The 26588-nt window shown below is 51.7% G+C and carries 27 protein-coding genes, 2 rRNA genes and 1 riboswitch (1 of these 30 running past the window's edge); of the genes, 26 read left to right on the forward strand and 3 right to left on the reverse strand.

The window, feature by feature from the left end; genetic code table 11:
* Both U9M73_RS17885 and rrf read left to right on the forward strand, forming a co-directional pair.
* Positions 1-662, forward strand: a 23S ribosomal RNA gene (locus U9M73_RS17885); it begins 2396 nt to the left of the window's first position.
* A gap of 139 nt (positions 663-801) precedes the next feature.
* Positions 802-918, forward strand: a 5S ribosomal RNA gene (gene rrf / locus U9M73_RS17890).
* Positions 919-1287: 369 nt separating this feature from the next.
* Here rrf and U9M73_RS17895 read toward each other — a convergent pair.
* Positions 1288-3201, reverse strand: a complete 1914-nt coding sequence (locus U9M73_RS17895) for an amidase family protein (RefSeq protein ID WP_323078382.1) — start codon at positions 3199-3201, stop codon at positions 1288-1290.
* Positions 3202-3616: 415 nt separating this feature from the next.
* Between U9M73_RS17895 and U9M73_RS17900 the strand changes: the two genes are divergently transcribed.
* Positions 3617-4048, forward strand: a complete 432-nt coding sequence (locus U9M73_RS17900) for a hypothetical protein (protein ID WP_009226373.1) — start codon at positions 3617-3619, stop codon at positions 4046-4048.
* A 253-nt stretch (positions 4049-4301) separates the two neighbouring features.
* On the opposite strand, the gene U9M73_RS17905 is transcribed toward U9M73_RS17900, so the two are convergent.
* On the reverse strand, positions 4302-4829 hold the full coding sequence (locus U9M73_RS17905; protein WP_323078385.1) for a hypothetical protein: 528 nt from the start codon (positions 4827-4829) through the stop codon (positions 4302-4304).
* A 216-nt stretch (positions 4830-5045) separates the two neighbouring features.
* Between U9M73_RS17905 and U9M73_RS17910 the strand changes: the two genes are divergently transcribed.
* The 10 genes from U9M73_RS17910 to rsmI all read left to right on the forward strand — a co-directional run bounded on the left by U9M73_RS17910 (position 5046) and on the right by rsmI (position 12696).
* The gene (locus tag U9M73_RS17910) at positions 5046-5231 is read left to right on the forward strand and encodes a sigma factor G inhibitor Gin (protein WP_036646182.1); all 186 of its coding nucleotides are present in this window, start codon (positions 5046-5048) and stop codon (positions 5229-5231) included.
* 143 nt (positions 5232-5374) lie between these two features.
* Positions 5375-6907, forward strand: coding sequence for an aminotransferase class I/II-fold pyridoxal phosphate-dependent enzyme (locus U9M73_RS17915; protein ID WP_323078387.1), 1533 nt, complete (start codon positions 5375-5377; stop codon positions 6905-6907).
* 55 nt (positions 6908-6962) lie between these two features.
* Complete coding sequence (gene tmk / locus U9M73_RS17920) at positions 6963-7613, forward strand: dTMP kinase (protein WP_009226368.1); 651 nt, start codon at positions 6963-6965, stop codon at positions 7611-7613.
* Positions 7614-7664: 51 nt separating this feature from the next.
* Positions 7665-7994 carry a cyclic-di-AMP receptor gene (locus tag U9M73_RS17925; RefSeq protein ID WP_009226367.1) on the forward strand — a complete coding sequence of 110 codons (330 nt, stop codon included), beginning with the start codon at positions 7665-7667 and terminating at the stop codon, positions 7992-7994.
* 162 nt (positions 7995-8156) lie between these two features.
* Positions 8157-8600 carry a YaaR family protein gene (locus U9M73_RS17930; RefSeq protein ID WP_323078390.1) on the forward strand — a complete coding sequence of 148 codons (444 nt, stop codon included), beginning with the start codon at positions 8157-8159 and terminating at the stop codon, positions 8598-8600.
* A 24-nt stretch (positions 8601-8624) separates the two neighbouring features.
* Positions 8625-9605, forward strand: a complete 981-nt coding sequence (holB, locus tag U9M73_RS17935) for a DNA polymerase III subunit delta' (RefSeq protein ID WP_009226365.1) — start codon at positions 8625-8627, stop codon at positions 9603-9605.
* Between the two features lie 150 nt (positions 9606-9755).
* Positions 9756-10556 carry a PSP1 domain-containing protein gene (locus U9M73_RS17940; protein ID WP_009226364.1) on the forward strand — a complete coding sequence of 267 codons (801 nt, stop codon included), beginning with the start codon at positions 9756-9758 and terminating at the stop codon, positions 10554-10556.
* 49 nt (positions 10557-10605) lie between these two features.
* Positions 10606-10977 (forward strand): initiation-control protein YabA, encoded by a 372-nt coding sequence (locus U9M73_RS17945; protein WP_009226363.1) that lies wholly within the window; start codon positions 10606-10608, stop codon positions 10975-10977.
* Between the two features lie 67 nt (positions 10978-11044).
* The gene (locus tag U9M73_RS17950; RefSeq protein ID WP_260071382.1) at positions 11045-11800 is read left to right on the forward strand and encodes a tRNA1(Val) (adenine(37)-N6)-methyltransferase; all 756 of its coding nucleotides are present in this window, start codon (positions 11045-11047) and stop codon (positions 11798-11800) included.
* A complete protein-coding gene (rsmI, locus tag U9M73_RS17955; RefSeq protein ID WP_036646180.1) occupies positions 11797-12696 on the forward strand; it encodes a 16S rRNA (cytidine(1402)-2'-O)-methyltransferase in 900 nt (299 codons plus the stop codon). The genes U9M73_RS17950 and rsmI overlap by 4 nt, the downstream gene beginning before the upstream one ends.
* A gap of 150 nt (positions 12697-12846) precedes the next feature.
* On the opposite strand, the gene U9M73_RS17960 is transcribed toward rsmI, so the two are convergent.
* Positions 12847-13101, reverse strand: coding sequence for an AbrB/MazE/SpoVT family DNA-binding domain-containing protein (locus U9M73_RS17960; protein ID WP_009226360.1), 255 nt, complete (start codon positions 13099-13101; stop codon positions 12847-12849).
* A 304-nt stretch (positions 13102-13405) separates the two neighbouring features.
* Between U9M73_RS17960 and U9M73_RS17965 the strand changes: the two genes are divergently transcribed.
* From U9M73_RS17965 to U9M73_RS18025, 13 genes are all read left to right on the forward strand, one after another.
* Positions 13406-14695, forward strand: a complete 1290-nt coding sequence (locus tag U9M73_RS17965) for an HD domain-containing protein (RefSeq protein ID WP_323078401.1) — start codon at positions 13406-13408, stop codon at positions 14693-14695.
* 16 nt (positions 14696-14711) lie between these two features.
* On the forward strand, positions 14712-15485 hold the full coding sequence (locus tag U9M73_RS17970) for a TatD family hydrolase (protein WP_323078402.1): 774 nt from the start codon (positions 14712-14714) through the stop codon (positions 15483-15485).
* A 201-nt stretch (positions 15486-15686) separates the two neighbouring features.
* A riboswitch (cyclic di-AMP (ydaO/yuaA leader) is annotated at positions 15687-15898 on the forward strand.
* A 445-nt stretch (positions 15899-16343) separates the two neighbouring features.
* Positions 16344-17480, forward strand: a complete 1137-nt coding sequence (locus U9M73_RS17975; RefSeq protein ID WP_323078403.1) for a resuscitation-promoting factor — start codon at positions 16344-16346, stop codon at positions 17478-17480.
* A 148-nt stretch (positions 17481-17628) separates the two neighbouring features.
* Positions 17629-18174 carry a ribonuclease M5 gene (gene rnmV / locus U9M73_RS17980; RefSeq protein ID WP_323078405.1) on the forward strand — a complete coding sequence of 182 codons (546 nt, stop codon included), beginning with the start codon at positions 17629-17631 and terminating at the stop codon, positions 18172-18174.
* Positions 18175-18179: 5 nt separating this feature from the next.
* Positions 18180-19076 (forward strand): 16S rRNA (adenine(1518)-N(6)/adenine(1519)-N(6))-dimethyltransferase RsmA, encoded by an 897-nt coding sequence (gene rsmA / locus U9M73_RS17985; protein ID WP_323078407.1) that lies wholly within the window; start codon positions 18180-18182, stop codon positions 19074-19076.
* Positions 19077-19114: 38 nt separating this feature from the next.
* On the forward strand, positions 19115-20017 hold the full coding sequence (gene yabG, locus U9M73_RS17990) for a sporulation peptidase YabG (RefSeq protein ID WP_260071385.1): 903 nt from the start codon (positions 19115-19117) through the stop codon (positions 20015-20017).
* A 207-nt stretch (positions 20018-20224) separates the two neighbouring features.
* Complete coding sequence (veg, locus tag U9M73_RS17995) at positions 20225-20500, forward strand: biofilm formation stimulator Veg (RefSeq protein WP_009226353.1); 276 nt, start codon at positions 20225-20227, stop codon at positions 20498-20500.
* Between the two features lie 223 nt (positions 20501-20723).
* Positions 20724-20903, forward strand: a complete 180-nt coding sequence (locus tag U9M73_RS18000; RefSeq protein ID WP_036646175.1) for a small, acid-soluble spore protein, alpha/beta type — start codon at positions 20724-20726, stop codon at positions 20901-20903.
* Between the two features lie 188 nt (positions 20904-21091).
* Positions 21092-21946 carry a 4-(cytidine 5'-diphospho)-2-C-methyl-D-erythritol kinase gene (ispE, locus tag U9M73_RS18005; RefSeq protein ID WP_260071386.1) on the forward strand — a complete coding sequence of 285 codons (855 nt, stop codon included), beginning with the start codon at positions 21092-21094 and terminating at the stop codon, positions 21944-21946.
* Positions 21947-22062: 116 nt separating this feature from the next.
* A complete protein-coding gene (gene purR / locus U9M73_RS18010) occupies positions 22063-22899 on the forward strand; it encodes a pur operon repressor (RefSeq protein ID WP_260071387.1) in 837 nt (278 codons plus the stop codon).
* 176 nt (positions 22900-23075) lie between these two features.
* Complete coding sequence (gene spoVG, locus U9M73_RS18015) at positions 23076-23360, forward strand: septation regulator SpoVG (RefSeq protein WP_009226349.1); 285 nt, start codon at positions 23076-23078, stop codon at positions 23358-23360.
* 165 nt (positions 23361-23525) lie between these two features.
* The gene (gene glmU, locus U9M73_RS18020) at positions 23526-24926 is read left to right on the forward strand and encodes a bifunctional UDP-N-acetylglucosamine diphosphorylase/glucosamine-1-phosphate N-acetyltransferase GlmU (RefSeq protein WP_323078410.1); all 1401 of its coding nucleotides are present in this window, start codon (positions 23526-23528) and stop codon (positions 24924-24926) included.
* Positions 24927-25038: 112 nt separating this feature from the next.
* The gene (locus U9M73_RS18025; protein ID WP_009226347.1) at positions 25039-25992 is read left to right on the forward strand and encodes a ribose-phosphate diphosphokinase; all 954 of its coding nucleotides are present in this window, start codon (positions 25039-25041) and stop codon (positions 25990-25992) included.
* Positions 25993-26588 lie beyond the last annotated feature (596 nt).

Raw genomic sequence — 26588 nt, forward strand, 5'->3', positions numbered from 1 at the left:
GTCAGGTGGGCAGTTTGACTGGGGCGGTCGCCTCCTAAAGAGTAACGGAGGCGCCCCAAGGTTCCCTCAGAATGGTTGGAAATCATTCGAAGAGTGCAAAGGCAGAAGGGAGCTTGACTGCGAGACTGACAAGTCGAGCAGGGACGAAAGTCGGGCTTAGTGATCCGGTGGTACCGCATGGAAGGGCCATCGCTCAACGGATAAAAGCTACCCTGGGGATAACAGGCTTATCTCCCCCAAGAGTCCACATCGACGGGGAGGTTTGGCACCTCGATGTCGGCTCATCGCATCCTGGGGCTGAAGTAGGTCCCAAGGGTTGGGCTGTTCGCCCATTAAAGCGGTACGCGAGCTGGGTTCAGAACGTCGTGAGACAGTTCGGTCCCTATCTGTCGTGGGCGTAGGAAATTTGAGAGGAGCTGTCCTTAGTACGAGAGGACCGGGATGGACGCACCGCTGGTGTACCAGTTGTTCCGCCAGGAGCACAGCTGGGTAGCTAAGTGCGGACGGGATAAGCGCTGAAAGCATCTAAGCGTGAAGCCCCCCTCAAGATGAGATTTCCCCGTATGTAAGACCCCTTGAAGACGACAAGGTTGATAGGCCTGAGGTGGAAGTGCCGTAAGGCATGGAGCTGACAGGTACTAATCGGTCGAGGGCTTATCCAAAAAATAAAATGCAAATCTAGTTTCGTATCCAGTTTTCAAGGATTAAACCTTGAACCGATTTTTAGCTGCACGCCTTTTATAAGGTTTGATCTTTTGCTGAAGCGGAAAGCGCGGAAGTAAAAGCAGCGCAAAAATCATGTTTGGTGGCAATGGCGGAGGGGTTCCACTCGTTCCCATCCCGAACACGACCGTTAAGCCCTCCAGCGCCGATGGTACTTGGACCGAAGGGTCCTGGGAGAGTAGGACGCTGCCAAGCAAAGAAGAAAGAGCACTGCCGATGATCCGGTGGTGCTCTTTTTGTGTTTGACTTGTGCTTGCCCCGAGCTGGAAACCTGCAAAAGTACAGTTTTTTTCGGAGAAATCTCGATTTTTTGGCTAAAGCCTGCAAAAGTGCATTTATTTTTTCGTGATTTGGGGCAATGGAGCAAATCAGCGCAAAAAGCCTGCACTTTTGCAGGCTTTTTAGGCAAAACGGCAACTCCCCCTCAGAATAACTGCATTTTTGCAGGAATCGCGTGGAGAGGAAGGGCGTGCGTGTTGAAGCCGAGGAGAACACTAACGCTAAAACAAATGAACACTACCGGTATAACGGTAGTGCTCTCCTCAGTACTCTCATATAACAGAATTATGGCGTAAGTACAGGGGCGTGACGGTGATGAGTGCCTTGTTCGTAGCTATAGGCTAGTTTGATTAGTGTGCCTTCATCGAAGGCGCGACCGAGGAACTCGATGCCAACGGGGAGGCCGTCTTTTGTAAATCCGGCAGGGACCGTAATGGCAGGGAATCCCGAGAACGGGCTTAAGCGATTGTTGTTTCCGGATGATTGGCCCTCACCAATCAATGCCGGCGGCTGGGTGCTGGTCGGGTACACGATCGCGTCGAGCTTGTTGTCGGCCATCACCTTCAGTAGGGAATCTCGGGTGAGGCTGGTGCGTTTCAGCACGATGTCTTTGTATTCCTGAGTATCCAGCGATTCACGGGCCTCGCGGGCTTTCATCGATTGCTCTTGAGTTTTATCGTACTCTTCAGAGGCGATGATTTCAGCCAGGCTGTGGTAAGGGGCATTATCCCCGAGTTCCTCTAAGTAATCGTTTAATTGGAATTTGAACTCGTAGCCGCTTAAGCTCGGATATTTCATAATCTCCTCTAGATTCGGAATCTTGATATTCACGACTGTTGCGCCAAGGGCTTCTAATTCTTTAACGGCATTGGACACTACTTCGAAGACGGCTTTTTCTTGATCGTTGCTCTCCAGGAAGAGTTCCGTCGCTACGCCAATCCGTGTGCCTTTCAAACCGTTAGCATCAAGGAAGTCGGTGTAGCTCGTAGGAACGCGACCGACGCTATAGGAGGTGGCGACATCATCCGGGTCATAACCAACCGTGGCGTCGAGTAGGATCGCTGCATCCTCGACTGTCCGGGCGATCGGTCCTCCTACGTCTTGCGTCAAAGCGAGTGGGATAATTCCATCACGGCTGGATAAACCAATCGTTGGGCGGATCCCAACCAAGCTGTTGAAGCTGGAAGGAATACGGATGGAACCCCCTGTGTCCGTACCCAGGCCGGCGACAGCCAAGTTGGCTGCAATTGCCGCACCGGTACCGCCGCTGGAGCCGCCGGGATAATGATCGGGTGCGTATGGATTTTTCGTTTGCCCCCCTAACGAACTTGATGTTGTAATGCCAAAAGCAAATTCATGAAGATTCGTTTTGCCTAGGATGATCGCGCCGGCTTCTTTTAGCTTGGCGATTTGATCCGCATCTTGCGGAGGGATAGAATCCTTCAAGCAAAGGCAGCCTGCGGTCGTCGGCATGTCGGCGGTATCGAAGTTGTCTTTGACAAGGATCGGAATGCCGTGCAGAGGTCCTCTTGGTCCCTTTTCGGCTCGTTCTTGGTCCAACGCTTCGGCGATGTTGAGCGCGTCAGGATTGATCGAAAGGACAGCTTGCAGGGAGATCCCCTGATCGTCATATTTAACGATTCGATCGAGATACATCTGTATGAGTTGTTTTGAAGTCACCTTGCCTTGCTCCATAGCCAGCTGAAGCTCAGAAATCGTGGCTTCCGGAAGGACAAAGGGCTTTAAGTAGCTGACAACACGGTCGTGAAGCCGTTCTAGATCGTCCGCAGTGAGAGGGGCGCCAGGCAGGAACGAGGTATCCGAATAGCCTTTCATGAGTCCGGCCTTTTTGACGGCCCCAACAGATCCCGCGTAAGCTGCTTGGTCTGGAACGTCGCTGAAGGATTCAGGGGCATTCTCTAGCCCCAGCCATTGCTGAAGCAGTACAGCCGCTTGGCTGCGGAGCACACGGTTGCTGGAGACCTCAGGCATCGTAAAGGAGCCTCCTGCTTCGCCGGCAGCCTGCTTCATCGACTGACGAAATTGTTCGCCGGTGATAAAGGTTTGGCTTGCCGTAACCTTTGCTGTACCTGAAGCGGCCTGGGCTTGTGGAAGGTGTCCGATTCCAAGTTCTGTGACCAATACAGAAGTCAACAGAACTACGCTTCCTAGTTTAAGGCCTCGTCGATAACGATTCATAAAGGTTTCCCCCTCCTAGTGAAAAGTTGAAGTTTATGTGAACTATCATAAATTCATGTAAGATATAATGACAAAGAGGAGGACCATCTGTTAAAACGCATACATTAAGGAATATCGCAGTGAATTACAGTTTCTCTTAGGTTTTCTCCCGTTAAAAAATATTCATAATTAGAGAATAAAATGTTATATAATCTTACGTAAATATAACGCAATGATGTTTTTTCAGAAAATTCACTGTGCTATTTTCAGTTTCTACCAAAGGGAATGTAACCTTTTTGTTACCGACAGGGGTACGCCACCCGTTATAATTAGATTGGTAAATGAGCATCTAGGGCATTTAGCCTATCCGGAATCTATATCAGAATGACAACAGGAGTATTTTTCAGTATATAGGCAGGGTAAGGAGGAATGGATCATGCAGCGAAGAGGAGTCAAAATATCCTTATGCTTCATGTGGGGAGTCTTGATGATGATGGTAGTCATCGCAGGCTGTGCGTCTTCCGAGCCTTCGTGGACGGATTTTGTGGGAGCAACGGTTGAGAAGAATTTCCCTGTTCCTAAAGAGGCCAATCAAACGGAAACGGCTCTTAATAATTCGAAGATGGACTATGTTAATTATAGACTAACCGGACTTAAGGAAAGCAGCGAAATCCCCGAGGCCTATCAGAAGGTGATAGCGGAGTGGGGATGGAAGGAGAAGAAAGAAGAAAGCACCGGTTCAACTCGGGTGTACGAGAAGGGGAAGCAAATTGTTCAATTGACGCTTCACGATAACTCTTTTACCGTATTGGTCCCGAAAAAGGAAGCGAAAACAGTCATTCAAGGGTTGGAAAGCAGCAGCCCTTAGCATCAGAATTCGGATATGAAAGGCAACCGCCCCTCTACCGGACAAGCCCGGTACTGGAATGTGCTAAAGAAGACAAAAGGCCTGATCTCTGCATTTGCGCAGGGAGCAGGCTTTTTTAAGATATCAGAAAGTATAAATTTCGGGGGATCGGCATCCTGATATCGCAAGAAAAACTTCCGCTAAACGCGGTCTGGCTACATTGAATGTACGTCGATAGACGTTTTTCTTAACAGCATCTAATCTATGAGATTCTTCATTGCCTGTAGTAAGCAATTTCGAGACCTGTGATTTTGATCATTCCGTCTTTACGCTGTCCACGTAGGGTAGCAAGCACAATGAATCGCGGGATCATCAGCCAAAGGTGCCAGAAAAATAAAGAGAGCACAAAGGAGACCGGCGACCAAGGGATGAGAATCGCGATAATACAGCAACCGATCCAGGCGGAATGAAGGTGGACTCGGCGATATACGGGATAAGAAACGTATTGATCAGGTGAGTAACCAATCCATGGCATTTGACGGGAAAACCGCCAGCGCTTGCGATAGGAGTGGCTGACAATCATCAGCACGGAGCGGGAAATGACATATTGGATCCATAAGATGACCGGTATGGCTAATAGGAAGAAAAAGATACTGGTCCAGGATATGAATACCGTCTCGGCTGCAAGCCAAATGACGGGGAGTATGCCTAAGCTATATATGAGCGACTTCGGTAAAGCCTTCTTTTTGAGCAAGGTGTAGTGATAAAATGTCGCTTGACTTTCGGTTTCAGCGGGCTTCAAGCGTTTGATCCTCCTCCCAATTTTCATCAGCTCCGCACATCGCGGACTAGCTCTTCTTAATATATCGGAAGAATACAAGAATAATTAAGGCGGCGCGTACAAACACGTTGTTCTGGCTGTCGGCATAAGATAAAGTAGGAAGCGGACTATGAAAAGGTTTAAAATAGTAGAATCTGTGTCATACTGATAGTAAAAAAAGACAAGGTGGGATCGGACATGGATGAGTCGAGCGTTAGCACCTGCATTATATGTGGAGAACCGAAAACAGAGGGTATTCATATCGTATCTGAATTTATCTGCGACGCTTGCGAGGCTGAGATGGTGCGCACCGACGTGCAGGAGGAGAAATACCACTTCTTTGTTCATCAAATGAAGCAGATCTGGGTGCAAAAAAATGCATAACACTGCCGGATAAAAGGACCTGTTCATTTTGGGGAGCGGGTCCTTTTATATTGCTCTACTGAGCGAACTAACGGTAAAATGAGATGAAGCAATGAATACAATCACGTTAATATACGGTTAACCCAGAGTCGGAAGGAATCGAAATGGCAGAGGAACATAACGGAAGGGCCCCTTTGGTTGAAGCTTTGCTGCAGTATCAGGCGAAAAAGGATGCTTCCTTTCATGTCCCGGGGCATAAAAATGGACAGGCTTTGCGCAGCAATGCGAATGTGATGGAGGAGTTGGCGCGCGTGATGGAAATCGACGTGACGGAAATCACCGGGACGGATGATCTCCATCATCCCGAGGGCGTCATCCGCGAGGCGCAGCGGCTGGCCGCCGCCCAGTTTGGGGCGGAGGAGACGTTTTTTCTGGTTGGCGGCAGTACAGCCGGCAACCTGGCCTTAATCCTGAGCGTGTGTACCACGCCAGGGGATGTGCTGCTCGTGCAGCGGAACGTGCATAAATCCGTCATTCACGGATTGATGTTGGCGGGCGCGCACGCGGTGTTTTTGGCGCCGCAGCTGGACGCGGGCAGCGGGCTGGCCACCATCCCGAGCGAAGCTGCGGTGCGGGAAGCCCTGCGCCGGTATCCCGGCGCAAAGGGGCTGCTGCTCACGCACCCGAGCTACTACGGGATGGGAGCGCCGTTGCAGCCGCTGGCCGAGCTGTGCCACGCGCACGGGGTGCCGCTGCTCGTCGACGAGGCGCATGGCGCCCACTTCGGCCAGCACCCGGCGCTGCCGGAGAGCGCGCTGGCCGCGGGGGCCGATGGCGTCGTGCAGTCGACGCACAAGATGCTGACCGCGCTCACGATGGGCGCGATGCTGCACGTGCAAGGCGGGCTGCTCGACCGCACGCTGCTGCGCCAACGGCTGGCGATGCTGCAGAGCTCCAGCCCGTCCTACCCCATCATGGCTTCGCTCGATCTGAGCCGAAGCCTGCTGGGGCAGCAGGGCCCCGCCTTCTTCGAGGGCGGGCTCGCCGCGGCCGCGCATCTGCGGCGCGGCCTGGCCAAGCAATCGCGCTTCGGCGTCGTGGCACCGCCGGGCGCCAGCGGAGAGGCTGCTGCATATACTATCCAAGATCCTTTGAAGCTTGTGATATTCGATGCATCCGCAGCCCTCTCCGGGTATGAACTGCAAGAGCGGCTCGAAGCCGAAGGCTGCGTGCCGGAGATGAGCGATGACCGCTTTGTGGTCCTGGCGCTGGGCCCCGGAACAACGATGGAAGATGCCGATCGGCTGCTGCAAGCGCTGGATCGCATCGCCCAAGCCGATTCACCGGGGAATACGGTGAGGAGTGGTCTCGTTTCCCCAACAGGTTCGGCCGAGAAACTTTCCACGTGGAACAATTCAGTTCATAAAGGGCATCTGTCGGAGGTGTCTGAGCCTGTACCGTTTAGCCTTAAGCCACTGCTTCCAGGGGAGAGCGAAGCGATCCCCGTTGAAGAAAGCCTTGGCCGGCAAGCGGCGGAAATGATCATTCCGTATCCTCCAGGTATTCCGTTACTCTACCCCGGAGAGACGATCACCGAGGCGGTAAGGCAGCGGCTGCGGATGCTGCGGGATTCGGGAGCCAAGTGCCAGGGGCTGGCCGACCCGCGGCTGCAGACGATTCAAGTCAAGAAAGGGTAAAGCCAAGCATATACTTGTACATGATTTTTGGAGAAGAAAGCAGGGAACGAACTAGATGAACCATCAAGCCAAGGGATTATTTATTACGCTTGAAGGGGGGGATGGCTCCGGCAAAACGACGGTTATGCGGGAAATGGAACGGCTGCTCAAGGAACAAGGCGTGAACTTTATCTCTACGAGGGAACCTGGCGGCATTGAAATTGCGGAGAAGATCCGTGAGGTGATCTTGAATCCGCAGCACACGGCGATGGATGCGCGGACCGAGGCGCTGTTATACGCCGCATCCCGGCGGCAGCATCTAGCGGAGAAGGTGGAGCCCTCCCTGGAGCGTGGGATTACGGTTCTCTGCGATCGCTTTTTAGATAGCAGCCTGGCCTATCAGGGGTATGCCCGCGGGCTGGGGATCGATGAAGTGCTGAAGATTAATCTTTTTGCCACCAAGGGACGGTTTCCGGATCTCACTTTCTACCTCGATATTGAGCCGGAAGTCGGGTTAGCCCGGATCGCTGCCGGTGCCGGACGTGAAGTGAACCGTTTGGATATGGAGAGCCTGCACTTTCATCAAAAGGTTCGGGAAGGATATCAAATCCTCGCCGGGATGTATCCGGAACGGATCAAAACGATTGATGCCTCTCGTAGTAAGGAAGAGGTTGCGGCGGAGATTCGCGGGCATCTTTATGTGGCAATAAAGGAGATCATGGCCTAGGTGTCAAATAGGTTAGTATGGTACATTTTATAAAACAAGGAGGTACTGCATATGAAACTGATTGTTGCGATTATCCAAGATAAAGACAGCAACCGGCTATCCAGCGCGCTCGTGAAAGAAAATTATCGGGCAACGAAGCTGGCGAGTACCGGAGGGTTTCTTCGGGCGGGGAACACCACATTTATGATCGGTGTAGACGACCATCAAGTGGATGACGTATTGAAAGTGATCCGTAACAGTTGTAAAGTGCGGGAACAATTAGTGACCCCGGTTACCCCGATGAGCGGTACAACCGATTCGTATTTGCCGTTGCCCGTGGAAGTGCAAGTGGGCGGGGCGACGGTGTTTGTTCTCCCAGTAGACCGTTTCGAACACTTCTAATATAGTGGTTATTAAAAAGTAGGCTTTTGATCACGATGTAGCACAGGGATGAGGGTTCGACGTCGAATCTTGAACTCAACTTGCTTCTCCGCACTCGCGGAGTCGAGGCTTCGATTTCATAGTTCATTCAATCTATTTAATCAACTATAGGCGGTGGACGCTTTGAAAATTGATCCGGGATACCGGCCGCTCAAAAGCGGCTTGGGGGTGAGCGACAGCCCTGCCAAGCCGGTACAGTCCAAAAGCTTCGCCGACGTCATGCAGCAGCATGGGCAGCAGGCGACCCAAGAAGAGTTGAACCGGAGATTTAAGGAGATTCAAATGCAAGGGGACCGGCTTGCCCGGTCCATGACCGTTCGGGAGCTGAAGGCGTACCGGATGATGGTCAAGCGGTTTCTGGAGGATACGGTTCGGCGGGGTGTCGGCCTCAAAGAATCGAGAGGCTGGGACCGCCGCGGCCGCGGGAAGCGCTATAAGCTCCTTGATGAAGTGGATGCTGCGCTGCTGGCGATGGCAGACGAACTGCTGGAGACGGAGCAAGGCAAAATCGAGCTGCTACAAAAGATCGGCGAGATCCGCGGCATGCTGATTAATCTGTGTTTCTAGCTTTGAAAGGACGAGGCAAAAGAGATGTCATTTCAAGAGATCATCGGGCAGGAGACGGCCAAACAATTGCTGCAAAGCAGTCTGAGACGCCGGGAAATCTCCCATGCCTATATATTTAGTGGACCGCCTGGAAGCGGGCAGATGGAAATGGCCATGGCCTTCGTCCAGGCGTTGTTCTGCACGCGGGGCGGAGACGATGCTTGCGGGGAGTGTCTGGAGTGCCGGAAGGTGCTGCATGGCAATCACCCCGATTTGTTTACGATCAAGCCCGACGGGGCAACGATCAAAATTGAACAAATCCGCGACCTTCAGCGGATCTTCTCCTATCGCTCGGAGAGCGGTAATCCTAAGGCTTACATTATTGATGAAGCCGAAAAAATGACGGTACAAGCGGCCAACAGCTTGCTCAAGTTTCTGGAGGAACCGCCGTCCCCGGCCGTAGCGATTCTGCTGTCGGATAATGGACGAGCTTTGCTCCCGACGATTCAATCGCGCGCCCAGTGGGTTCCGTTCTCGCCGGTGAATCCGGAGACGATGCTCCAGATATTGGCGAACGAGGGGTTTTCGACAACCTTGGCTCGCAGTGCCGTTCATCTCGCGGCGGGACTGGGTCCATGCCGTGATTTAATCCAACAGAATTGGTTTGCAGAAGTTAGAAACGTAGTGTTACAATTAGGAAAGGAGATCGCAGGCCGTGGTGGCTCTCCTATAATTACGGCGCAGCAAATGTTGTTCAAATCCGGGTTGACCGATCATTTGGACATGTTGTTCAGCCTTTTCCATTTGTGGTTCAAAGATATGATCCATGCGCTCTATCATAAACATGATCAAATCGTTTTCATAGATGAGCTTCAGTTTATCAATCAACATTGTTCCAGCCGCAGTGCGGAACAGTGGATTGAGGCCATGGCGCTGGCTGCAGAGAGCAAGAAGAAGCTGCGGCAGCATATGAATGCCAATCTCTGCGTAGAGCAGTTTTTGATTGCCGTGGATGGACAACGGTAAGACCTGCACCAAGAATAGACAGATAGGCTTTGATTTCGCATGAAACTTTCTCCCCTGAAAGAGCAGGGAATGTAATAGTTTCTTTGGATCGCGCTGCTTTCGTGGGTTGCGGTTCGCCAGTCTTGTAGAGCTATACGAGGGGGTTAGTTTTTGTATACTGTAGTGGGCGTTCGCTTTAAGAAGGCGGGCAAAATCTATTATTTCGATCCGTTGGACCTCCCGGTAGAGAAGGATCAATACGTCATTGTTGAGACTGCTCGGGGGATCGAATATGGGAAAGTGGTGGTCGGCAAGAAGAAGGTTGGAGAATCCGATGTCGTCCTTCCGCTGAAGAAGGTAATTCGGATCGCCGATGAAGCCGACGCCCGAGTTGTCGAAGAGAACAAGCTTGCGGCAAAGAATGCCTTTGTCACATGTTTAAATAAAATTAAAGATCATGATTTGAAAATGAAGCTGGTCGACGTCGAATTTACGTTTGACCGCAATAAAATCATTTTTTACTTTACGGCGGAAGGCCGTGTGGATTTTCGTGAGTTGGTGAAGGATCTGGCCAGCATCTTCCGGACCCGGATTGAGCTCAGACAGATCGGCGTGCGGGACGAAGCCAAGATGCTTGGCGGTATCGGCCCCTGCGGACGCGTGCTCTGCTGTTCCTCTTGGTTGGGGGATTTTGAGCCGGTATCGATCAAGATGGCGAAGGACCAGAGCCTGTCGCTGAACCCTACGAAAATCTCAGGATTATGCGGCCGTCTGATGTGCTGTCTGAAGTTCGAGCATGACAACTACGAAAGCACGAAAGAAGAGCTTCCATCCGTAGGCAAAATCGTCGTTACCTCGCTGGGAGACGGCAAGGTCGTTGGACTCAACGCCGGCAGCCGCACCGTACATGTACAGTTGTTCGAAATCGGGAAAGTGAAGGAGCTTCCGCTGGACGATGTCGTCCTGAAATAAAGAAGATCTTTTTCAAGATAGATTCTAGAGATGACTCTGGGGTGGGAACTTGGAGAACAAGGACATTTTCACAAATATGCAGGCGCTGGAAACGCAAATGGGAAAAGTACACGGCGATTTGAGCAGCCTCATGTTGGAGGTCAAGAAGCTGGTGGAAGAGAACCAGCGGCTTCGCCTCGAGAATGAACAGCTGCGCAAAATATTAAAGCGGGAGAGCACCGAGGGACCGCTGCCCATGCCGGCGTCGGTCAGAACCGATAGTCCGGTTCCGGCTGGCAAAGAAGCGATCGATGTCGTCGGTGAAGGCTACGATAACTTAGCGCGTCTTTATCATGAGGGCTTTCATATTTGCAACGTTTATTACGGGCATCTGCGCACCGAAGGTGACTGCCTGTTCTGCTTGTCGTTTTTGAATAAATGATGAACCGTGGGGGTGTCCCTGCGGTTTTTTTTAAATTTAGGCTGAAAAAGGATGGGTATCCGAGTCGATGAACCATGTACCAATTTATGAGCAGGAGCGGATAGACGACCTGCTGACCCATGATTTACATATCATCCAGAGCGACGAAGTGTTTAGCTTCTCGATGGATGCCGTGTTGCTGGCCCGGTTTGCACCAGTGCCCAAGTACGGCAAAATACTCGATTTATGCACCGGCAATGGGGTGATCCCCTTGCTGCTCTCCACCCGGACGGAGGCGAAGATCGAAGGGATCGAGATCCAGCCGCGGCTTGCAGATATGGCTCGCCGCAGTGTGGAGATGAACGGGCTGACGCACCGGATCGAAATTCGTGAAGGAGATTTACGCGAGCTGGTGAAGGTGACGGGCCATGGGGTGTATGATGCCATTACGGTGAACCCGCCGTATATGCCGGTGACGAGCGGCGAGGCGAAGCTGAATACGTATCAGGCGATCGCCCGGCATGAAATTCACTGCAGTTTGGAGGAAGTGGCGGCTGCGTCGATGCGGCTGGTGCGGCCGGGAGGCAAGGTGTCAATGGTCCACAGACCACAGCGTTTAGGGGAAATTATGACGTTGCTGCGTCAATATCGATTAGAGCCGAAGGTCATCCGATTCGTGCATCCAAGGGCGGGAGCGGAAGCGAACATGGTGCTGATCGAGGCGCTGCGGGACGGCAAGCCGGATGTGCGGGTACTGCCGCCATTGATCGTATATAATGAAAACGGGGAATACTGCGAAGAAATCATGAATATCTATTACGGGCCAAAAGAGGGTAGAGCATGAACGTTCAAGTACAGAAGAGCTTTGAAAATGCTGCGAGGGACACCACCCCAGCAGGAAACGGCAAGTTGTTCCTGGTTGGCACGCCTATCGGGAATTTGGAGGATATGACCTACCGGGCCGTGCGCACCTTGCAAGAGGTGGACATTATCGCGGCGGAGGATACGCGGCAGACGCGCAAGCTGTTAACGCATTTCGACATCTCTCCAGGTAAATTGCTGAGTTATCACGAACATAATAAGGCCGCCAGTGGCCCAGAATTGATCCGCTTTATAATAGAAGGAAAAAATTTAGCGCTAGTCAGCGATGCCGGTCTGCCGGCGATTTCCGACCCCGGAAGTGATCTCGTGAAGCTGGCGCTAGAGGCGGGTATCGCAGTCGTTCCGGTGCCCGGAGCGAATGCTGCATTATCGGCGCTCATCGTTTCCGGTTTGCCAACGGATCGATTTACGTTCCTTGGATTTTTGCCAAGAGATCATAAAGAGCGGGAACGGTTGTTGAAGTCGTTGGAGGATCAAGAGGGAACGATGTTGCTGTACGAATCGCCGCATCGATTGATCAAAACGCTGGAGTCCCTTCTCGAGGTTTGGGGAGATCGGCGAATCGTATTGGCGAGAGAATTAACCAAGCGTTATGAGGAAATGGCTCGGGGGACGATTCACGATTGCCTGGCTTGGCTGCAGGAGCATCCGCCGCTGGGTGAATATTGCCTCGTTGTGGAAGGGGCACATCCCGACCAAGTGAAGGAGAAGCGGGATGCCTGGTGGCAAGCGCTAACTGTGGAGGAGCATGTCCGGCATTACGAAACGGAAGAAGGGCTGTCGCGGAAGGAAGCCATGAAAAAAACTGCGGCCGACCGGGGGGTTGCAAAGCGGGATATCTACAATCAATTATTGTAGCCCCACTTCTCTCCGAAATCATGAAATATTATCCAATTCGGCCAAAAAAGGGGCCTTCGCTAAGCCGGGTTTAAGCCTAGGAAGGCGCCAAGGAGATATGAAAAAGGTTAGAATTAACAGTTTCAGTAAATCTATTATATACTATATTTCTTAATTTGTCACAGGGGTCGGAAGCTCCGTAATGCATTCATGGCAAACAATTTTGCCTTTAAAGTAAGTTACGTTCTCCGCATTACCGCAGAAGATGCAAGCAGGCTCATATTTCTTGAGCATAATCCGTTCACCGTCTACATAAATTTCGAGCGCATCTTTTTCTCCGATCCCCAGAGTGCGGCGCAATTCAATTGGAATGACAACACGGCCTAATTCGTCTACTTTTCTTACAATACCTGTGGATTTCATCATAGGATGATTGCCCCTCTCGCTATAATTTGGAATTGTCATTATTCGACATCATTCTATCTTTTCTGATTTTTATAATACCAACCATTGCCAGATTAGTCAACCTATTTATGGTATAGTTCAACATTATTTCTAAAAAATTCGGATACACAACTCCGAGAACCTTTACGGAATCTAGCAAGTTCACAATGATCTATAATTCGACATTTTGGAAATCGTCATCCGGTCATTTTACGACACAATTCGACATATCTTGTCGTCTCCACGCGGTGACCCGCCAAATTTTATGAAAAAGGAGTGTTGGTTCATGCATCGTCGGCTTAGCGAAGAAAAAGTGTTCAAAGACCCCGTACATAATTATATTCATGTACAGGACGAAGTGATCTGGTCGCTCATTAATACGCCGGAATTCCAGCGGCTTCGCCGGATTCGTCAGCTTGGAACATCGTATTTGACCTTTCATGGCGCCGAGCATAGCCGTTTTTCCCATTCGCTTGGCGTTTACGAGATTACGCGGCGGATTATTTCGCAGTTTGAACGAAGCGGCTACACCGATTGGCCCCGCAGTGAGAAATTGGTAGCTTTGTGTGCGGCGCTGCTGCATGACCTGGGGCATGGTCCGTTTTCCCATTCTATAGAAGAAGCTTTTCAAATGCATCATGAGGATTGGACCTGCAAAATCCTCTTGGGGGAAACCGAGGTGGGGAACGTCCTGCGCGAGATTTCTCCGGATTTTCCGGACAAGGTGGCTGCGGTGATCCGGAAGGATTACGAAAATCCGATTGTGGTGAACTTGGTCTCTAGCCCGCTGGATGCGGATCGGATGGATTATTTGCTGCGAGATGCTTATTTTACCGGCGTAAACTACGGGACGATTGACATGGACCGAATTCTGCGGATGCTTCGACCTTTTCAAGGGCGGGTTGTTGTCAAAGAATCGGGGATGCATGCGGTGGAAGACTATTTGATGTCGCGGTATCAGATGTATTGGCAGGTCTATTTCCACCCGGTGACGCGGAGCTCGGAGATCATTCTCCGGCAAATTTTGCGACGGGCGAAGGAATTATACCGGAGCGGGCATTCCTTTAACTTCTTGCCGCATCCGCTGCCATTTTTATTTCAAGGGGATATCGGCGTTGCCGATTATTTGCAGCTGGACGAAGCGTTGATGCAAACGGCTTTCATGCAGTGGACGCGGGAAAAGGATGAGCGATTAAGCGATTTATGTTCCCGGTTTTTAAATCGCAAATTGTATAAATATGTAGAATTGGACACGCCGGAGCTGGAAATGCTGGAGGAGATTCGGAACGCTTTTAGACAAGTGGGCCTACAACCTGAATACGACATGGAAATTGATTTTCCGACCGATCTGCCGTATGATGTGTTCCGTCCGGACGATGGGGTTCGACAGAAGCAAATTTTGCTGTTGGACCGGCAGGAACGGCTCCGGGAAATTTCAGAAGTATCGGATATCGTGCGGTCGATCAGCGGCTTGCACCGAGGGAAGACGCATTTGTACTATCCGGATAATAAATTGTGTGCTGTGATGGATCGGCTGCCCCGCCCGGTAGCCCGCATTTTCGAGCAACGGAATTAGGAGGATGACAAGGTTTATGTTATTTGATACGCATACGCATTTGGATGCTCCCCAATTTGACGAGGACCGCGAGGAAGTGATCGCGCGCGCCGTGGAACAAGGGGTTACGCGGATGATTAACATCGGATTTAACCGCGAGACGATCCCTTCGACCATGAAGTTGGCAGAGACGTATGACTTCATTTATGCCGCTGTCGGCTGGCATCCGCAAGACGCGATTACGATGCAAGAGGGCGATTTGGACTGGATTGCAGAATTGTGCAAGCATGAGAAGGTCGTTGCCATCGGGGAAATTGGACTGGATTATTATTGGGATACGTCACCTAAGGACGTTCAACATAAGGTTTTTCGTGAGCAAATTGGACTGGCTCGCAGCTTGGGCATGCCGATTTCCATTCATAATCGGGACGCTCACGAAGACGTGGTACGCATCCTTCGGGAAGAGAAAGCCAATGAAGTTGGAGGCGTGATGCACTCTTTCTCCGGCAGTTGGGAAATTGCCAAAATGTGTCTAGATTTGGGATTTCATTTGTCGTTTGGCGGGCCGATTACGTTTAAAAATGCAAAACAGCCAAAAGAAGTGTTGGCCAAGACGCCGATGGACCGATTGCTGATTGAAACGGATTCCCCATATTTAACACCACATCCTTATCGTGGTAAACGGAATGAGTCCGCTCACGTCCGCTTGGTCGCGGAAATGGCGGCCGAGCTCAAGGGGGTCACTTTTGAGGAAATCGCGGAAATTACCACTCGAAATGCATTGGAACGATTTGGAATCCCGAGAATTTGAGAGCAAAACGGATGAAATAAAGAGGATTCCGGAAAGATTAATGCTTTTTAACCCTCAAAAACAAGGTCATTACATTTTTTTAACCATTTTTTTAAAAAAACGTGGTTGATTCGTCCTTTACAACCTGCATCGAAACAGGATAGAATCTTTTCAGTATCGATTCGGTTCGTTTGAACTGAGACATACGATGCTTGGTTCCATGAACCAGTCTCGCTGAATCTCCTTTGACGGAGAACGGGGGAACCAATACGGATTGCGGTTGGCGGCAGCCTAACGCGTTCGTAGTTGATTTCTTTCCAGGGTCTTTGGGGTGAATTCAAGGTCATTGCGCCATGAGCGAATGTACTGAGAAAGGGCGGCTCTCTTTCGCCCGAACCCGACAGCTAACCTCGTAAGCGAATAAGAGAGGTCACTCGTGCAGCTATTACACCCAAGACATTCAAGAAGCCACGAAGGAGTTCCTCTAACTCTTTCTCCCGGCTTCTTTTGTTTTGAATAAAAGTAATAGGGTCGTCATACTGTTGGAAAACAGGAGGTGACGACAAGCAGGAGAGACTGGATCAGGATGCAAAACGCTTAGGATTAAATTTAAGATCAGTGTTCAAAAAGTCAGGTTTTCAGCACCGAGAAGGTTGGATGAAGCTAGGGACTGAGTAGCGCAGCGTACATGGGGGTACGTGAGCAACGGAAGGCCCGGCTGAATTCAAGATTCGATGCTGAATTCACTTCTTGACCTGCTTCGTGATCAAAAGATGACTTTTTGACTACCTTAGGCGTTTTGTAAAAAGTAACTGTAGTCGCGTCAATCGTTATCATGCATCGACCTAGACGGCGGGACTATGAAGGAGGACGGAAGAAATGGGCATTTTCCGCAAAGAGGAGACCCATGAATCACGCTCATCCAGCATGTCTTACGCAATGCGATGGAAGCATGAGAATTTACGTCAGATAGCGCTCGTCGGCGTTCTGGCCATCGCGGGAATCATCATCATCCTAATCTGGCTGTATAGCCAGGCACAGAAGGAAGTATCCCTGATCGTGGACGGGAATGTCCAGTCAGTGGAGACAACCCAATCCAGTGTAGCTCATCTGCTGGAGGAACAATCGATTAAGCTCAGTGCGAAGGATTCGGTATCCCTCCCGCTGGAAAGCTCGCTGAAGAACGGTGACCGCATTGTCATAGTACGCGCCAAGCCGGTCAATGTGACCGCGGACGGCACCACGAAAGTCCACTTCACGACGCAAAGCAAAGTAGAGGGCGTATTGTCCGAGCTCGGCATCACTTTGGATGAAGACGACAAGGTGACCCCGGCATTGGACAGTAAAGTTACCGAGAACCTGAATGTCAAGGTCGTTCGGGTCAGCAAGCAAACGGTGCAGAGCAAGGAGACTGTGCCCTTTAGCGTGGTCAAAACGTCGGACGACAAGCTGCTAAAAGGTACCACGAAGGTCATTCAAGAAGGTACCGAAGGTCTGGTCATTCACAACATTGAGAAAACTTACGAAGACGGAAAATTCGTGGCGAAGCGTTGGCTCGGCAAAGAGGTCTCCAAGGACCCTCAGCCGAAGGTGATCGCAGTCGGCACGAAGAAACCTACCGAGGTCCTGTCGGCCAGCATAAGCCGTAAGGGAAATACGGTGAACATCAGCGGGATGACGACCAAAGGTGGCGTCTCATTCAAATATAAAAAGATCCTGAAAAATGTTACGTTAACCGCGTATTCGGCGGAAGAAGACGGGATAGGCACCCGTACGGCTTCGGGTACCCGCGTGACGGAAGGCAGAACGATTGCCGTTGATAAAGACGTCGTTCCGCTTGGTTGGTGGGTATACATCGAAGGAGTCGGCTTCCGTAAGGCAGAGGATACGGGTGGAGCCATCGATGGAAATAAGATGGACGTCTATTTTGATAGTCTGAAGGATGCTAAGAAATTCGGCCGCAAGAAGGGCCGCACCGTATACGTAATCGGTCCGACGAAGCCGGAATTGAACTAAGATCTCGTTCTCTTTCGTTTTACAATGCGGAGGGAATGAGATAGTATTAGGATGATGAATAAGACAGTGGATTAGAAGAGGATGATATGATCCTCTTCTTTTTGTTATTCTGGTGGAGACAAGCAAGAACAGGAAGGAAGACAGATCCATGATCAAAGAGGTCATCGTGGTGGAGGGCCGAGACGACACCGTGGCCATTAAACGAGCCGTAGAGGCGGATACGATTGAGACCGGGGGTTCGGCGATAGGCGAAGCCGTGCTAAAGAAAATCGCTTTGGCTCAGGAACGCCGGGGCGTGATTATTTTTACGGACCCCGACCATGCCGGGGAGCGGATTCGTAAAATCGTGGCAGCGCGGGTGCCGGGCTGCAAGCACGCTTTCCTGCCTGAGGTCGAAGCTACGAAGAAAGGCGACATTGGGGTGGAGAAAGCCTCGCCGGAGGCGATCCGCACCGCGTTGTCCCGGGTGCGCAGCGAAGCGCCGGGAGTAGAGGCCGCAATCACCTGGGAAGACTTGATTAACGCAGGGTTAATCGTACACCCGCAAGCTGCGGCGCGGCGAAAAGCGCTGGGCGAGCTGTTGGGTATCGGATATTGTAACGGAAAGCAGCTCTACAAACGGTTAACCGTGTTCCGCATCAGCCGCGAGGAGTTTGCAGCTGCGTTAGCCGAGTTGGAAAGCAAAGGAGTTTAAGAACCATGAGCATAAGGGAAGACGTATCCACACCGCGCCGGACGAAGGAGATCATTCAGCGGCACGGTTTTTCGTTCAAAAAAAGTCTGGGGCAAAACTTTCTGATCGACCAGAACATCCTCGGTAAAATTGTTGCCGCCGCCGAATTGGACAAGACCCAGGGCGCACTGGAAATCGGGCCGGGCATCGGCGCCTTAACGGAGAAGCTGGCGCAGGAGGCAGGCAAGGTGGCAGCGGTGGAGATTGACCAGCGGCTGCTTCCGATTCTGCAGGAGGTGCTGGAGCCCTACCCGCACGTCCATGTGATCCATGGCGATGTGTTGAAGCTGGACCTAAAGGCTTTATTTGCTGCGGAATTCAGCGGGGTGAGCGGCGTCAGTGTCGTCGCCAATCTGCCGTATTACGTGACGACTCCCATCATGATGAAGCTTCTGGAAGAGAAACTGCCGCTGAAACATATCGTCGTCATGATCCAGAAGGAAGTGGCCGAGCGCATGGCTGCCACTCCCGGCGGCAAGGACTACGGCAGCCTTAGCATCGCCGTGCAGTACTACAGCACCCCGGAGATGATCTGCACGGTGCCGCACAGCGTGTTTATTCCACAGCCGAATGTAGAGTCCGCAGTGATTCGCTTAACCGTGCGGGAGAAGCCAGCTGTGGCGGTTCAGGATGAGGCGTTTTTCTTCGAGGTGGTGCAGGCCTCTTTTGCCCAGAGACGAAAGACGATTTCCAACAATCTGAAAAGCCGCTTCTTCCCGAAGGAAGGGCGGGAGAGACTGGAGCAACTGCTGGAGGAAGCCGGGATCCAGCCTTCCCGGCGGGCGGAGACATTAAGCCTGGACGAGTTCGCCAAGCTGAGTGATACGCTGCTGAATGCCGGGGTGAAGGAACTCCGCGAGTAACCATTCCCTCTTGTCGCCCATACGATGGGATAGAGGTGATGGATTTGGCGAATTTGGGAGACTTGGTCGTCCGCAAATCATACGGTGGAGATGTTACGTTCCGAATCGAACAGATTGTGCGGAGTGAAGCGATTATTAAAGGAACGGAATTCCGGCTGCTGGCGGATGCGCCCTTAACTGATTTGGTTAGGGTAGACCCGGCTTCCCCAGGAGAGACGACGCAGCGGGCCCGCATTAAGGCGACGGAATCGCTGAAGCGGTTAACTCAAGACCGCAAGGAATTGGCAGAACGCAATCGAATGGTAATTGGACGGGAACTGTATGGGCAAGGCGAGCCGGCCTATTTTGAGGTCCCGGGTAAGGTCCTGCATCTCGATGGCGACGAACGCTATTTGCAAAAGAGTTTAAGCCTGTATCAGAAGCTGCGCGTCCCGGTTCAAGGCTATTATGTCACGGAATCGCAAATGGCAAATGCGCTGTACCGTCTGCTGCCTGTGGTCAAGCCGGATATCGTCGTGATCACGGGTCATGACGGCGTGTTAAAATCGCGCCCCACCAGCGATCTTTATAATTTGACCAGCTATAAAAATTCCAAGTATTTTGTGGAGGCCATTCAAATGGCTCGGCAATACGAACGGAATTTCGATACGTTAACGATTGTGGCCGGCGCTTGCCAGTCGCATTTTGAGGCGCTGCTGCAGGCGGGGGCTAATTTTGCTAGTTCGCCCGGCCGGGTGCTGATCCATGCGCTGGATCCGGTGTATATCGCCGCTAAAGCGTCGCTCACCTCGATTCGGGATACGATCCAGATTACTGACGTGCTGAATCATACGATCAGCGGCGCCCAGGGGGTTGGCGGGATCGAGACTCGTGGCAGTTACCGAATCGGGTTGCCCAAACTGAAGGACTTGTCGACGCTGAAAGTGGTGCCGTCCATGTGAAAGGGTTGCCGGAAGGAACTGAGGCTAGTGCCCCAGGACCTTCCGGTTATTTTTTAGTACCTGGCTCTTTAGCCATCAGGTAAAAAGAAAATGTCGAAAAATAATCGTTGACACATCTTTTTTGCTGCTGATATAATTATTTATTCCGATTTGACAAGTTTGTGACTTTCCTGTATAATGGACAAAGAAAGAAGGTGGTCACAGGCAATGGCTAAAAATGCGCTGTCGGAAATAAAGCATAGTCTCGACGCCCACGTTGGACAGAAAATTATGCTCCGGGCAAACGGTGGTCGCCGGAAGACCGTCGAACGCACTGGAGTATTGGAGGAGACCTATCCTTCGGTCTTCATTGTGAAGCTGGATCAAGAGCAGCAAACCTTTAAGCGTGTGTCTTACAGTTATGCCGATATACTGACCGAATCCGTTGAAGTTATGGTTTATGACGACAACGACGGGATGCGGATTTCGTATATTAAACCGTGAACATCATGAATCAAACCGCAAACGGTTCTCGCCCTTCGGGTGAGGCCGTTTTTTTTGATATGTTCGAAGATGCAGGTTAGGGTGATCTCGCTGTCGCTGGGTTCACCAACCAAGATTGTCGGGTGTTCACCTTAGATGGACAAAGTTTCGGTGTATGCTCGAAACGGTGCCTGCGTATACTAACCATCGTTCCTATATCCATGGCCAAAGGAGGAGACTGACCATGTCGCGAAGAAGACGCAGCGTGATGTCGGAGAACTTGAAGGTCGAGTTAGCGAAGGATCTGGGATTTTACGATACCGTCCAGCAGGAGGGCTGGGGCGGCATCAAGGCGAAAGATGCGGGCAATATGGTGAAGCGGGCGATCGAGCTCGCCGAGAAGGCGGCATCGAAACAGCAATAACCTCTGCCACAGCGAAGCGTCCCTTTCAGGGAGCTTCGTTTTTTTCGTTGGATGCAGTAAGATAGAGGGAGGAAAAATTGTCTTTCATACATAGACGTGGAGGCAACGTTTTTTTAGAATTAAAGAATGTGCCAAAAAGACCGGATGGATGCGGATATTCCACGGAATTGCTGAGGTGGGGAAGCGGCATGAAAATTTACGAAAAAGCACCGGCCAAAATTAATTTAATGCTCGACGTGTTACATAAGCGTCCTGACGGATACCATGAGGTCGAGATGATCATGACCATGGTGGATCTGGCAGATCGTTTGGAAATGAGCGCCCTTCCGCGGGATACGATCATTATTTCGAGCCAGGCCGGATATATTCCGCTGGATGAGAAGAATTTGGCGTTTCAGGCGGCGAAGTTGATTAAGGAACGCTACAACGTGCGGAGCGGGGTTTATATACACCTCGATAAGAAAATACCGGTGGCTGCCGGCCTTGCCGGCGGCAGCAGTGACGCGGCGGCTACGCTGCGGGGCTTAAACCGGCTATGGGAGCTTGGCATTCCCGAAGAGGAGCTGAAGGAGCTGGGGGCGGAGCTGGGCTCGGACGTGCCTTTTTGCGTGACGGGCGGGACGGCGCTGGCGACGGGGCGAGGCGAAGTGCTGACGCCGCTGGTGAATCCGCCGCAATGCTGGGTGGTGTTGGCGAAGCCTCCGATCAACGTGTCGACTGCAGAGGTGTATGGACGTCTACAGGCGGAGCGAATTACCGATCATCCGTCGGCAGCCCGGATGCGGGAGGCGCTGGAGAGACGATCATTCACGGGTGTATGCCAAGAGCTCGGCAACGTGTTGGAGCAGGTGACGCTGGAGCTTCACCCGGAGGTGGCGCAACTGAAAGAAGCGATGCTGCGTCTTGGCGCGGACGGCGTGTTGATGTCCGGCAGCGGACCCACGGTGTTTGGGCTCGTGTCGAAGGAATCGAAGGTGCCCCGCATTTATAACGGATTACGCGGGTTCTGCAAAGAGGTTTACGCCGTGCGGCTGTTGACCTAAAGCTCAGCTGCGGGACTGGAGCCGGGTACTCCTTCGCCTCATTCCAAGGCTTGGACAAATCCGTACAAAAGTGTTATAGTTTCATTAAAATATTCGGATTCAGCGAGGGGTACTTCGTGAAGAAATTAAAGAGAAGCGCTCGTTTGGTGGAGATGACCCATTATCTGTTGTCTAGACCACATCATTTAATCCCGCTGACTACCTTTGCGCAACGGTATGGGGCGGCTAAGTCGTCCATCAGCGAGGATTTGGGGATTATTAAAGAAGTGTTTGAAGGTGAAGGCATGGGGGAATTGCTGACGCTTGCCGGGGCGGCTGGCGGCGTGAAATACATTCCCCGGGTCGGACGGGAGCAAGCGAACGCTTTTATCCAGCAGCTCTGTGAGAAGCTGGCGCAGCCAGACCGAATTTTACCGGGCGGATATTTGTATATGTCGGATCTCTTAGGACAACCGGCGCTGATGAATGAGGCGGGCAAGTTGTTTGCCACCGTCTTCGGTGATTTGGAAATCGACTGCATTATGACCGTGGAAACGAAGGGGATCCCTCTCGCTTATGCAACGGGAGCGGAGCTGAATCTGCCGGTCGTCCTGGTGCGCCGCGACCATCAGGTAACGGAAGGATCCGCCGTTAGCATCAATTACGTATCGGGCTCCCATAAGAGCCTGCATACGATGACGTTGTCGCGCCGGGCATTGAAGGAACGCTCCCGCGTATTGATCGTCGATGACTTTATGAAGGCGGGGGGCACGATCCAAGGGATGGTTGACCTGCTGGCCGAGTTTAACGCAGAGGTTGCGGGGGTTGGCGTTCTGGTTGAATCCGGGGAAGTTGCCAGCGAGCAGCGTCTGCTGCATGATTACGTTTCCCTGGCTACGCTTCGGGCAGTGGATCCCAAGGAAAAGGAGATTTCAGTAGAACCTGGGAATTATTTTTCGAAGTTTGAACAATAAGAACTATGTCGAGATATCCTCAAATTCTAAGAATTCTCGACGAAACATGTCGAACACCCCGTTTTATCAAAAAAAATCGTGATTTTAGGCCATTTTGTTGATCAAAAAAAAAGGATTTCCGTTTGCTATGTGGAATAATACACCAAGTCTCTGATGGAAAAAGGTGGTGAACACATATGCAAATTACGGATGTAAGACTCCGCCGAGTCAGCTCTGAGGGCAGAATGAAGGCCATCGCATCCATTACCATCGATAACGAATTTGTTGTTCATGACATTCGCGTCATCGATGGGAACAATGGGATGTTCGTAGCAATGCCTAGCAAGCGCACGCCGGACGGGGAGTTCCGGGATATCGCGCATCCGATTTCCTCCGGTACCCGCGAGAAGATTCAAGCCGCAGTTCTGGCTGAGTACGAGCGTGCCGCCGAACAAGAGGAAGCGATTGAAGAAGGGGCGTAAGTCGCATTTATTTGATTTGTTGATTAATTGGGGTTCGAGGAAAAGGGAGCCATGTCCGCATGGCTCCCTTTTCTTTTTGCCCTAAATGAGATATATTCAGTAATGAGTTTTAATGAGAGAGAGAGAACTACTTCTTTTTTTAAAAGTGTGAAGGAGGCCGGGGACTTGAAGAGGTTAGCGATCGTTCTTGCTGCAGGTCAAGGAAAACGGATGAAGTCCAAGCTCTATAAGGTGCTTCACCCCGTTTGCGGCAAACCGATGGTTGGGCATGTACTAAACGCGGTTCAAGAAGCAGGTTGCGAACGCAGCATCGTCGTTGTTGGCCATGGGGCCGAAGCTGTGAAATCCTATTTGGGTGCATCGGCGGAATACGTGTTGCAGGAGCAACAGCTGGGAACCGGACATGCCGTCAAGCAAGCCGGGCCATTATTGGCGGGAGAAGAAGGAGTCACACTGGTTATTTGTGGCGATACCCCTTTGGTTACGGCAGAAACACTGGAAGCTCTTTTCGAACTTCATCAACGTAAGGGAGCGGCAGCGACCGTACTTACGGCGGTGATGGAGCAACCGTATGGTTATGGCCGAGTGATCCGCGGCGCGAACGGAACGGTTGAACGGATCGTTGAACAGAAGGACTGCTCGCCGGAGGAAGCCGCCGTGCAGGAGATTAACACAGGCACTTATTGTTTTGATAATGCAAAATTATTTGCTGCACTGGAGAAAGTGACGAACAACAACGCCCAGCAGGAGTATTATCTTACCGACGTGATCGGCATTTTGGTGCAGGCGAACGAAATCGTAGAAGGCTATGCAGTAGCCGACGTTCGCGAATCGATTGGCGTCAATGACCGGGTGGCCTTGGCAGAAGCGGAAGCCGTCATGCGGGAACGCATCGTGCGCAACCATATGCTGAACGGCGTAACGGTGATTGATCCGGCTTCCACGTACATCGGGGCCGATGTCACCATTGGAGCGGATACCGTAATTTATCCGGGGACCGTTCTATCCGGTAAAACGTCCATCGGTGAAGATTGCGTGATTGGGCCGGCCGCAGAAATCGAAGATAGCGTGATCCAAAACGGCGCGAAGGTGAAACAGTCGGTGCTCAGCCAGGCAGAAGTCGGCCGGGAGACGACGGTTGGTCCTTTCGCTTATTTGCGTCCAGGGGCGAAGCTCGGAGCGCATGTGAAGGTCGGCGATTTTGTAGAAATTAAAAATGCGACCCTCGATGAAGGCTCCAAAGTCTCGCACCTCAGCTATATCGGCGATGCGAAGGTTGGTAAGAACGTGAATATTGGCTGCGGCGCGATAACAGTGAACTATGATGGTTATAATAAGTCCATTACGGAGATCGAGGACGATGCCTTTGTAGGCAGCAACGTCAACTTGATCGCTCCGGTTAAGGTGGGAAAAGGCGCTTATGTCGTTGCCGGATCTACGATCACACAATCGGTTCCGGACAATGACCTCGCCATCGCCAGAACCCGGCAGGAGAACAAACCCGGCTATGCCGAGAAGATTCGTGCCCGGGCGAAAGCCAAGAAGCAAAGACAGCAGGAATCCTAACTTCGAATGCAGTGATCTGCAGTGACCATTTGAATAGACGGGGTAGCTGTGAAGGTGGGTTGTTTAAGAGACTCCCTGACGCTATCTACACAGCACGGAGGGTTTTAATTTTATGACTTATTGTGATTCTAAATTAAAGATATTCACCTGTAACTCCAATCCGAAATTGGCTCATCAGATCGCCGATTACATCGGCATTCCGATGGGCGAATCGGAGACGACGAGCTTTAGTGACGGTGAAATTCAGGTCAAGCTGTCCGAAAGCGTTCGGGGCTGCCACGTCTATGTGGTGCAATCGACCTGCGCACCCGTCAACGATAACTTGATGGAGCTCCTCGTGATGGTGGATGCTTTGAAAAGAGCTTCGGCCAAGAGCATTAATGTCGTTATCCCGTATTACGGTTACGCCCGCCAAGACCGGAAAGCCCGTTCGCGCGATCCGATCACGGCGAAGCTGGTTGCCAATCTGATCGAGAAAGCCGGCGCTCACCGGGTCATTACGATGGACCTTCATGCGATGCAGATCCAAGGCTTCTTCGATATCCCGGTTGATCATATGCTAGGCGTGCCGATCTTGGCCCAGTATTTCCGTTCCAAGCATATCGCGAATCCGGTTGTCGTCTCGCCTGACCATGGCGGGGTGGTTCGTGCCCGTAAGCTGGCTGATTTCCTGAACGCGCCGCTGGCGATCATCGACAAGCGCCGTCCGGAACCGAATGTCAGCGAAGTCATGAACATTATCGGGAACATCGAAGGGAAAACCGCGATTCTCGTCGACGACATCATCGATACCGCCGGTACGATTGTCCTTGGCGCTAACGCGCTGAAGGAAGGCGGGGTAGAAGAAGTGTACGCTTGCTGTACGCACCCTGTATTGTCCGGTCCGGCAATGGAACGTCTGGAAAACTCTCCGCTGAAGGAAGTGATCGTGACCGACACGATCCCGATCACGCATCCAAATCCGACAAGCAAGCTCAAAGTGCTGTCCGTCGCTCCGCTGATGGGCGAAGCGATTATTCGCGTGCACGAGGAGCTGTCGATCAGCAAGCTGTTCGAGATCGAATAAAATGGTCACTGCCACACCAGGGGTTGCGTCCTCCCAATCGGGGACGTAACCCCTATCGGTGTATTGGCAGTGTTGGGTGTTAGGCGGAGGCAGGCATCCGTGTGAAATGTTCTTACGATCGCTGTTGCTCGCGGATTTCTTGAATTGGACTAAAATCAGAAGTGGTAGAAATCCGCTCACAAAGGCGAACGCCTCGCTTCTTCAGAACATTTCCCCCTCTTGCCTGAATCCGCCCAACGGACAATGCTGCCCCACCGATCGAGTGGTGATGGCCATACGCTGAGGGCAACGTCCTCGTTCGGGTGTTGGCCGCAATGCCCTGGAGTGGCAGTGGGGTGGGGAGTAGTAGGGACGACGGGATTGTTGGCACTCCCCGTCGGTGAATACAAACTAACTGGAATTTCTAGCGTTAATTTTGGCGGGAACGTAGGTTTTGGGCGATTTAACGGTAAATTGTATAGTTAATTTGGGTACTTTTTCGCTAAAGTGGCAATTTCGCTGAAATTAACAGTAGGTTTTACCGTTAGTTGCGCGGACAGCCGATCCACGCCGAAATTAACGGTACATTTTCCAGTTAATTCGAGGCAAGTAGTAGT

The organism is Paenibacillus phoenicis (genome assembly GCF_034718895.1).
In the GTDB taxonomy this organism is placed as follows: domain Bacteria; phylum Bacillota; class Bacilli; order Paenibacillales; family Paenibacillaceae; genus Fontibacillus; species Fontibacillus phoenicis.

What these genes read in the sequence shown, in the direction of transcription:
- yabG (WP_260071385.1), top strand. Translation starts at nt 19,115, where the DNA reads ATGGATTTGGCGAATTTGGGAGACTTGGTCGTCCGCAAATCATACGGT.
- holB (WP_009226365.1), top strand. Translation starts at nt 8,625, where the DNA reads ATGTCATTTCAAGAGATCATCGGGCAGGAGACGGCCAAACAATTGCTG.
- U9M73_RS17950 (WP_260071382.1), top strand. Translation starts at nt 11,045, where the DNA reads ATGAACCATGTACCAATTTATGAGCAGGAGCGGATAGACGACCTGCTG.
- ispE (WP_260071386.1), top strand. Translation starts at nt 21,092, where the DNA reads ATGAAAATTTACGAAAAAGCACCGGCCAAAATTAATTTAATGCTCGAC.
- rsmA (WP_323078407.1), top strand. Translation starts at nt 18,180, where the DNA reads ATGAGCATAAGGGAAGACGTATCCACACCGCGCCGGACGAAGGAGATC.
- U9M73_RS17970 (WP_323078402.1), top strand. Translation starts at nt 14,712, where the DNA reads ATGTTATTTGATACGCATACGCATTTGGATGCTCCCCAATTTGACGAG.
- spoVG (WP_009226349.1), top strand. Translation starts at nt 23,076, where the DNA reads ATGCAAATTACGGATGTAAGACTCCGCCGAGTCAGCTCTGAGGGCAGA.
- U9M73_RS17910 (WP_036646182.1), top strand. Translation starts at nt 5,046, where the DNA reads ATGGATGAGTCGAGCGTTAGCACCTGCATTATATGTGGAGAACCGAAA.
- U9M73_RS17895 (WP_323078382.1), bottom strand. Translation starts at nt 3,201, where the DNA reads ATGAATCGTTATCGACGAGGCCTTAAACTAGGAAGCGTAGTTCTGTTG.
- U9M73_RS17915 (WP_323078387.1), top strand. Translation starts at nt 5,375, where the DNA reads ATGGCAGAGGAACATAACGGAAGGGCCCCTTTGGTTGAAGCTTTGCTG.
- rnmV (WP_323078405.1), top strand. Translation starts at nt 17,629, where the DNA reads ATGATCAAAGAGGTCATCGTGGTGGAGGGCCGAGACGACACCGTGGCC.
- U9M73_RS17960 (WP_009226360.1), bottom strand. Translation starts at nt 13,101, where the DNA reads ATGATGAAATCCACAGGTATTGTAAGAAAAGTAGACGAATTAGGCCGT.
- veg (WP_009226353.1), top strand. Translation starts at nt 20,225, where the DNA reads ATGGCTAAAAATGCGCTGTCGGAAATAAAGCATAGTCTCGACGCCCAC.
- rsmI (WP_036646180.1), top strand. Translation starts at nt 11,797, where the DNA reads ATGAACGTTCAAGTACAGAAGAGCTTTGAAAATGCTGCGAGGGACACC.
- U9M73_RS17900 (WP_009226373.1), top strand. Translation starts at nt 3,617, where the DNA reads ATGCAGCGAAGAGGAGTCAAAATATCCTTATGCTTCATGTGGGGAGTC.
- U9M73_RS18025 (WP_009226347.1), top strand. Translation starts at nt 25,039, where the DNA reads ATGACTTATTGTGATTCTAAATTAAAGATATTCACCTGTAACTCCAAT.
- U9M73_RS17925 (WP_009226367.1), top strand. Translation starts at nt 7,665, where the DNA reads ATGAAACTGATTGTTGCGATTATCCAAGATAAAGACAGCAACCGGCTA.
- U9M73_RS18000 (WP_036646175.1), top strand. Translation starts at nt 20,724, where the DNA reads ATGTCGCGAAGAAGACGCAGCGTGATGTCGGAGAACTTGAAGGTCGAG.
- tmk (WP_009226368.1), top strand. Translation starts at nt 6,963, where the DNA reads ATGAACCATCAAGCCAAGGGATTATTTATTACGCTTGAAGGGGGGGAT.
- U9M73_RS17965 (WP_323078401.1), top strand. Translation starts at nt 13,406, where the DNA reads ATGCATCGTCGGCTTAGCGAAGAAAAAGTGTTCAAAGACCCCGTACAT.
- U9M73_RS17975 (WP_323078403.1), top strand. Translation starts at nt 16,344, where the DNA reads ATGGGCATTTTCCGCAAAGAGGAGACCCATGAATCACGCTCATCCAGC.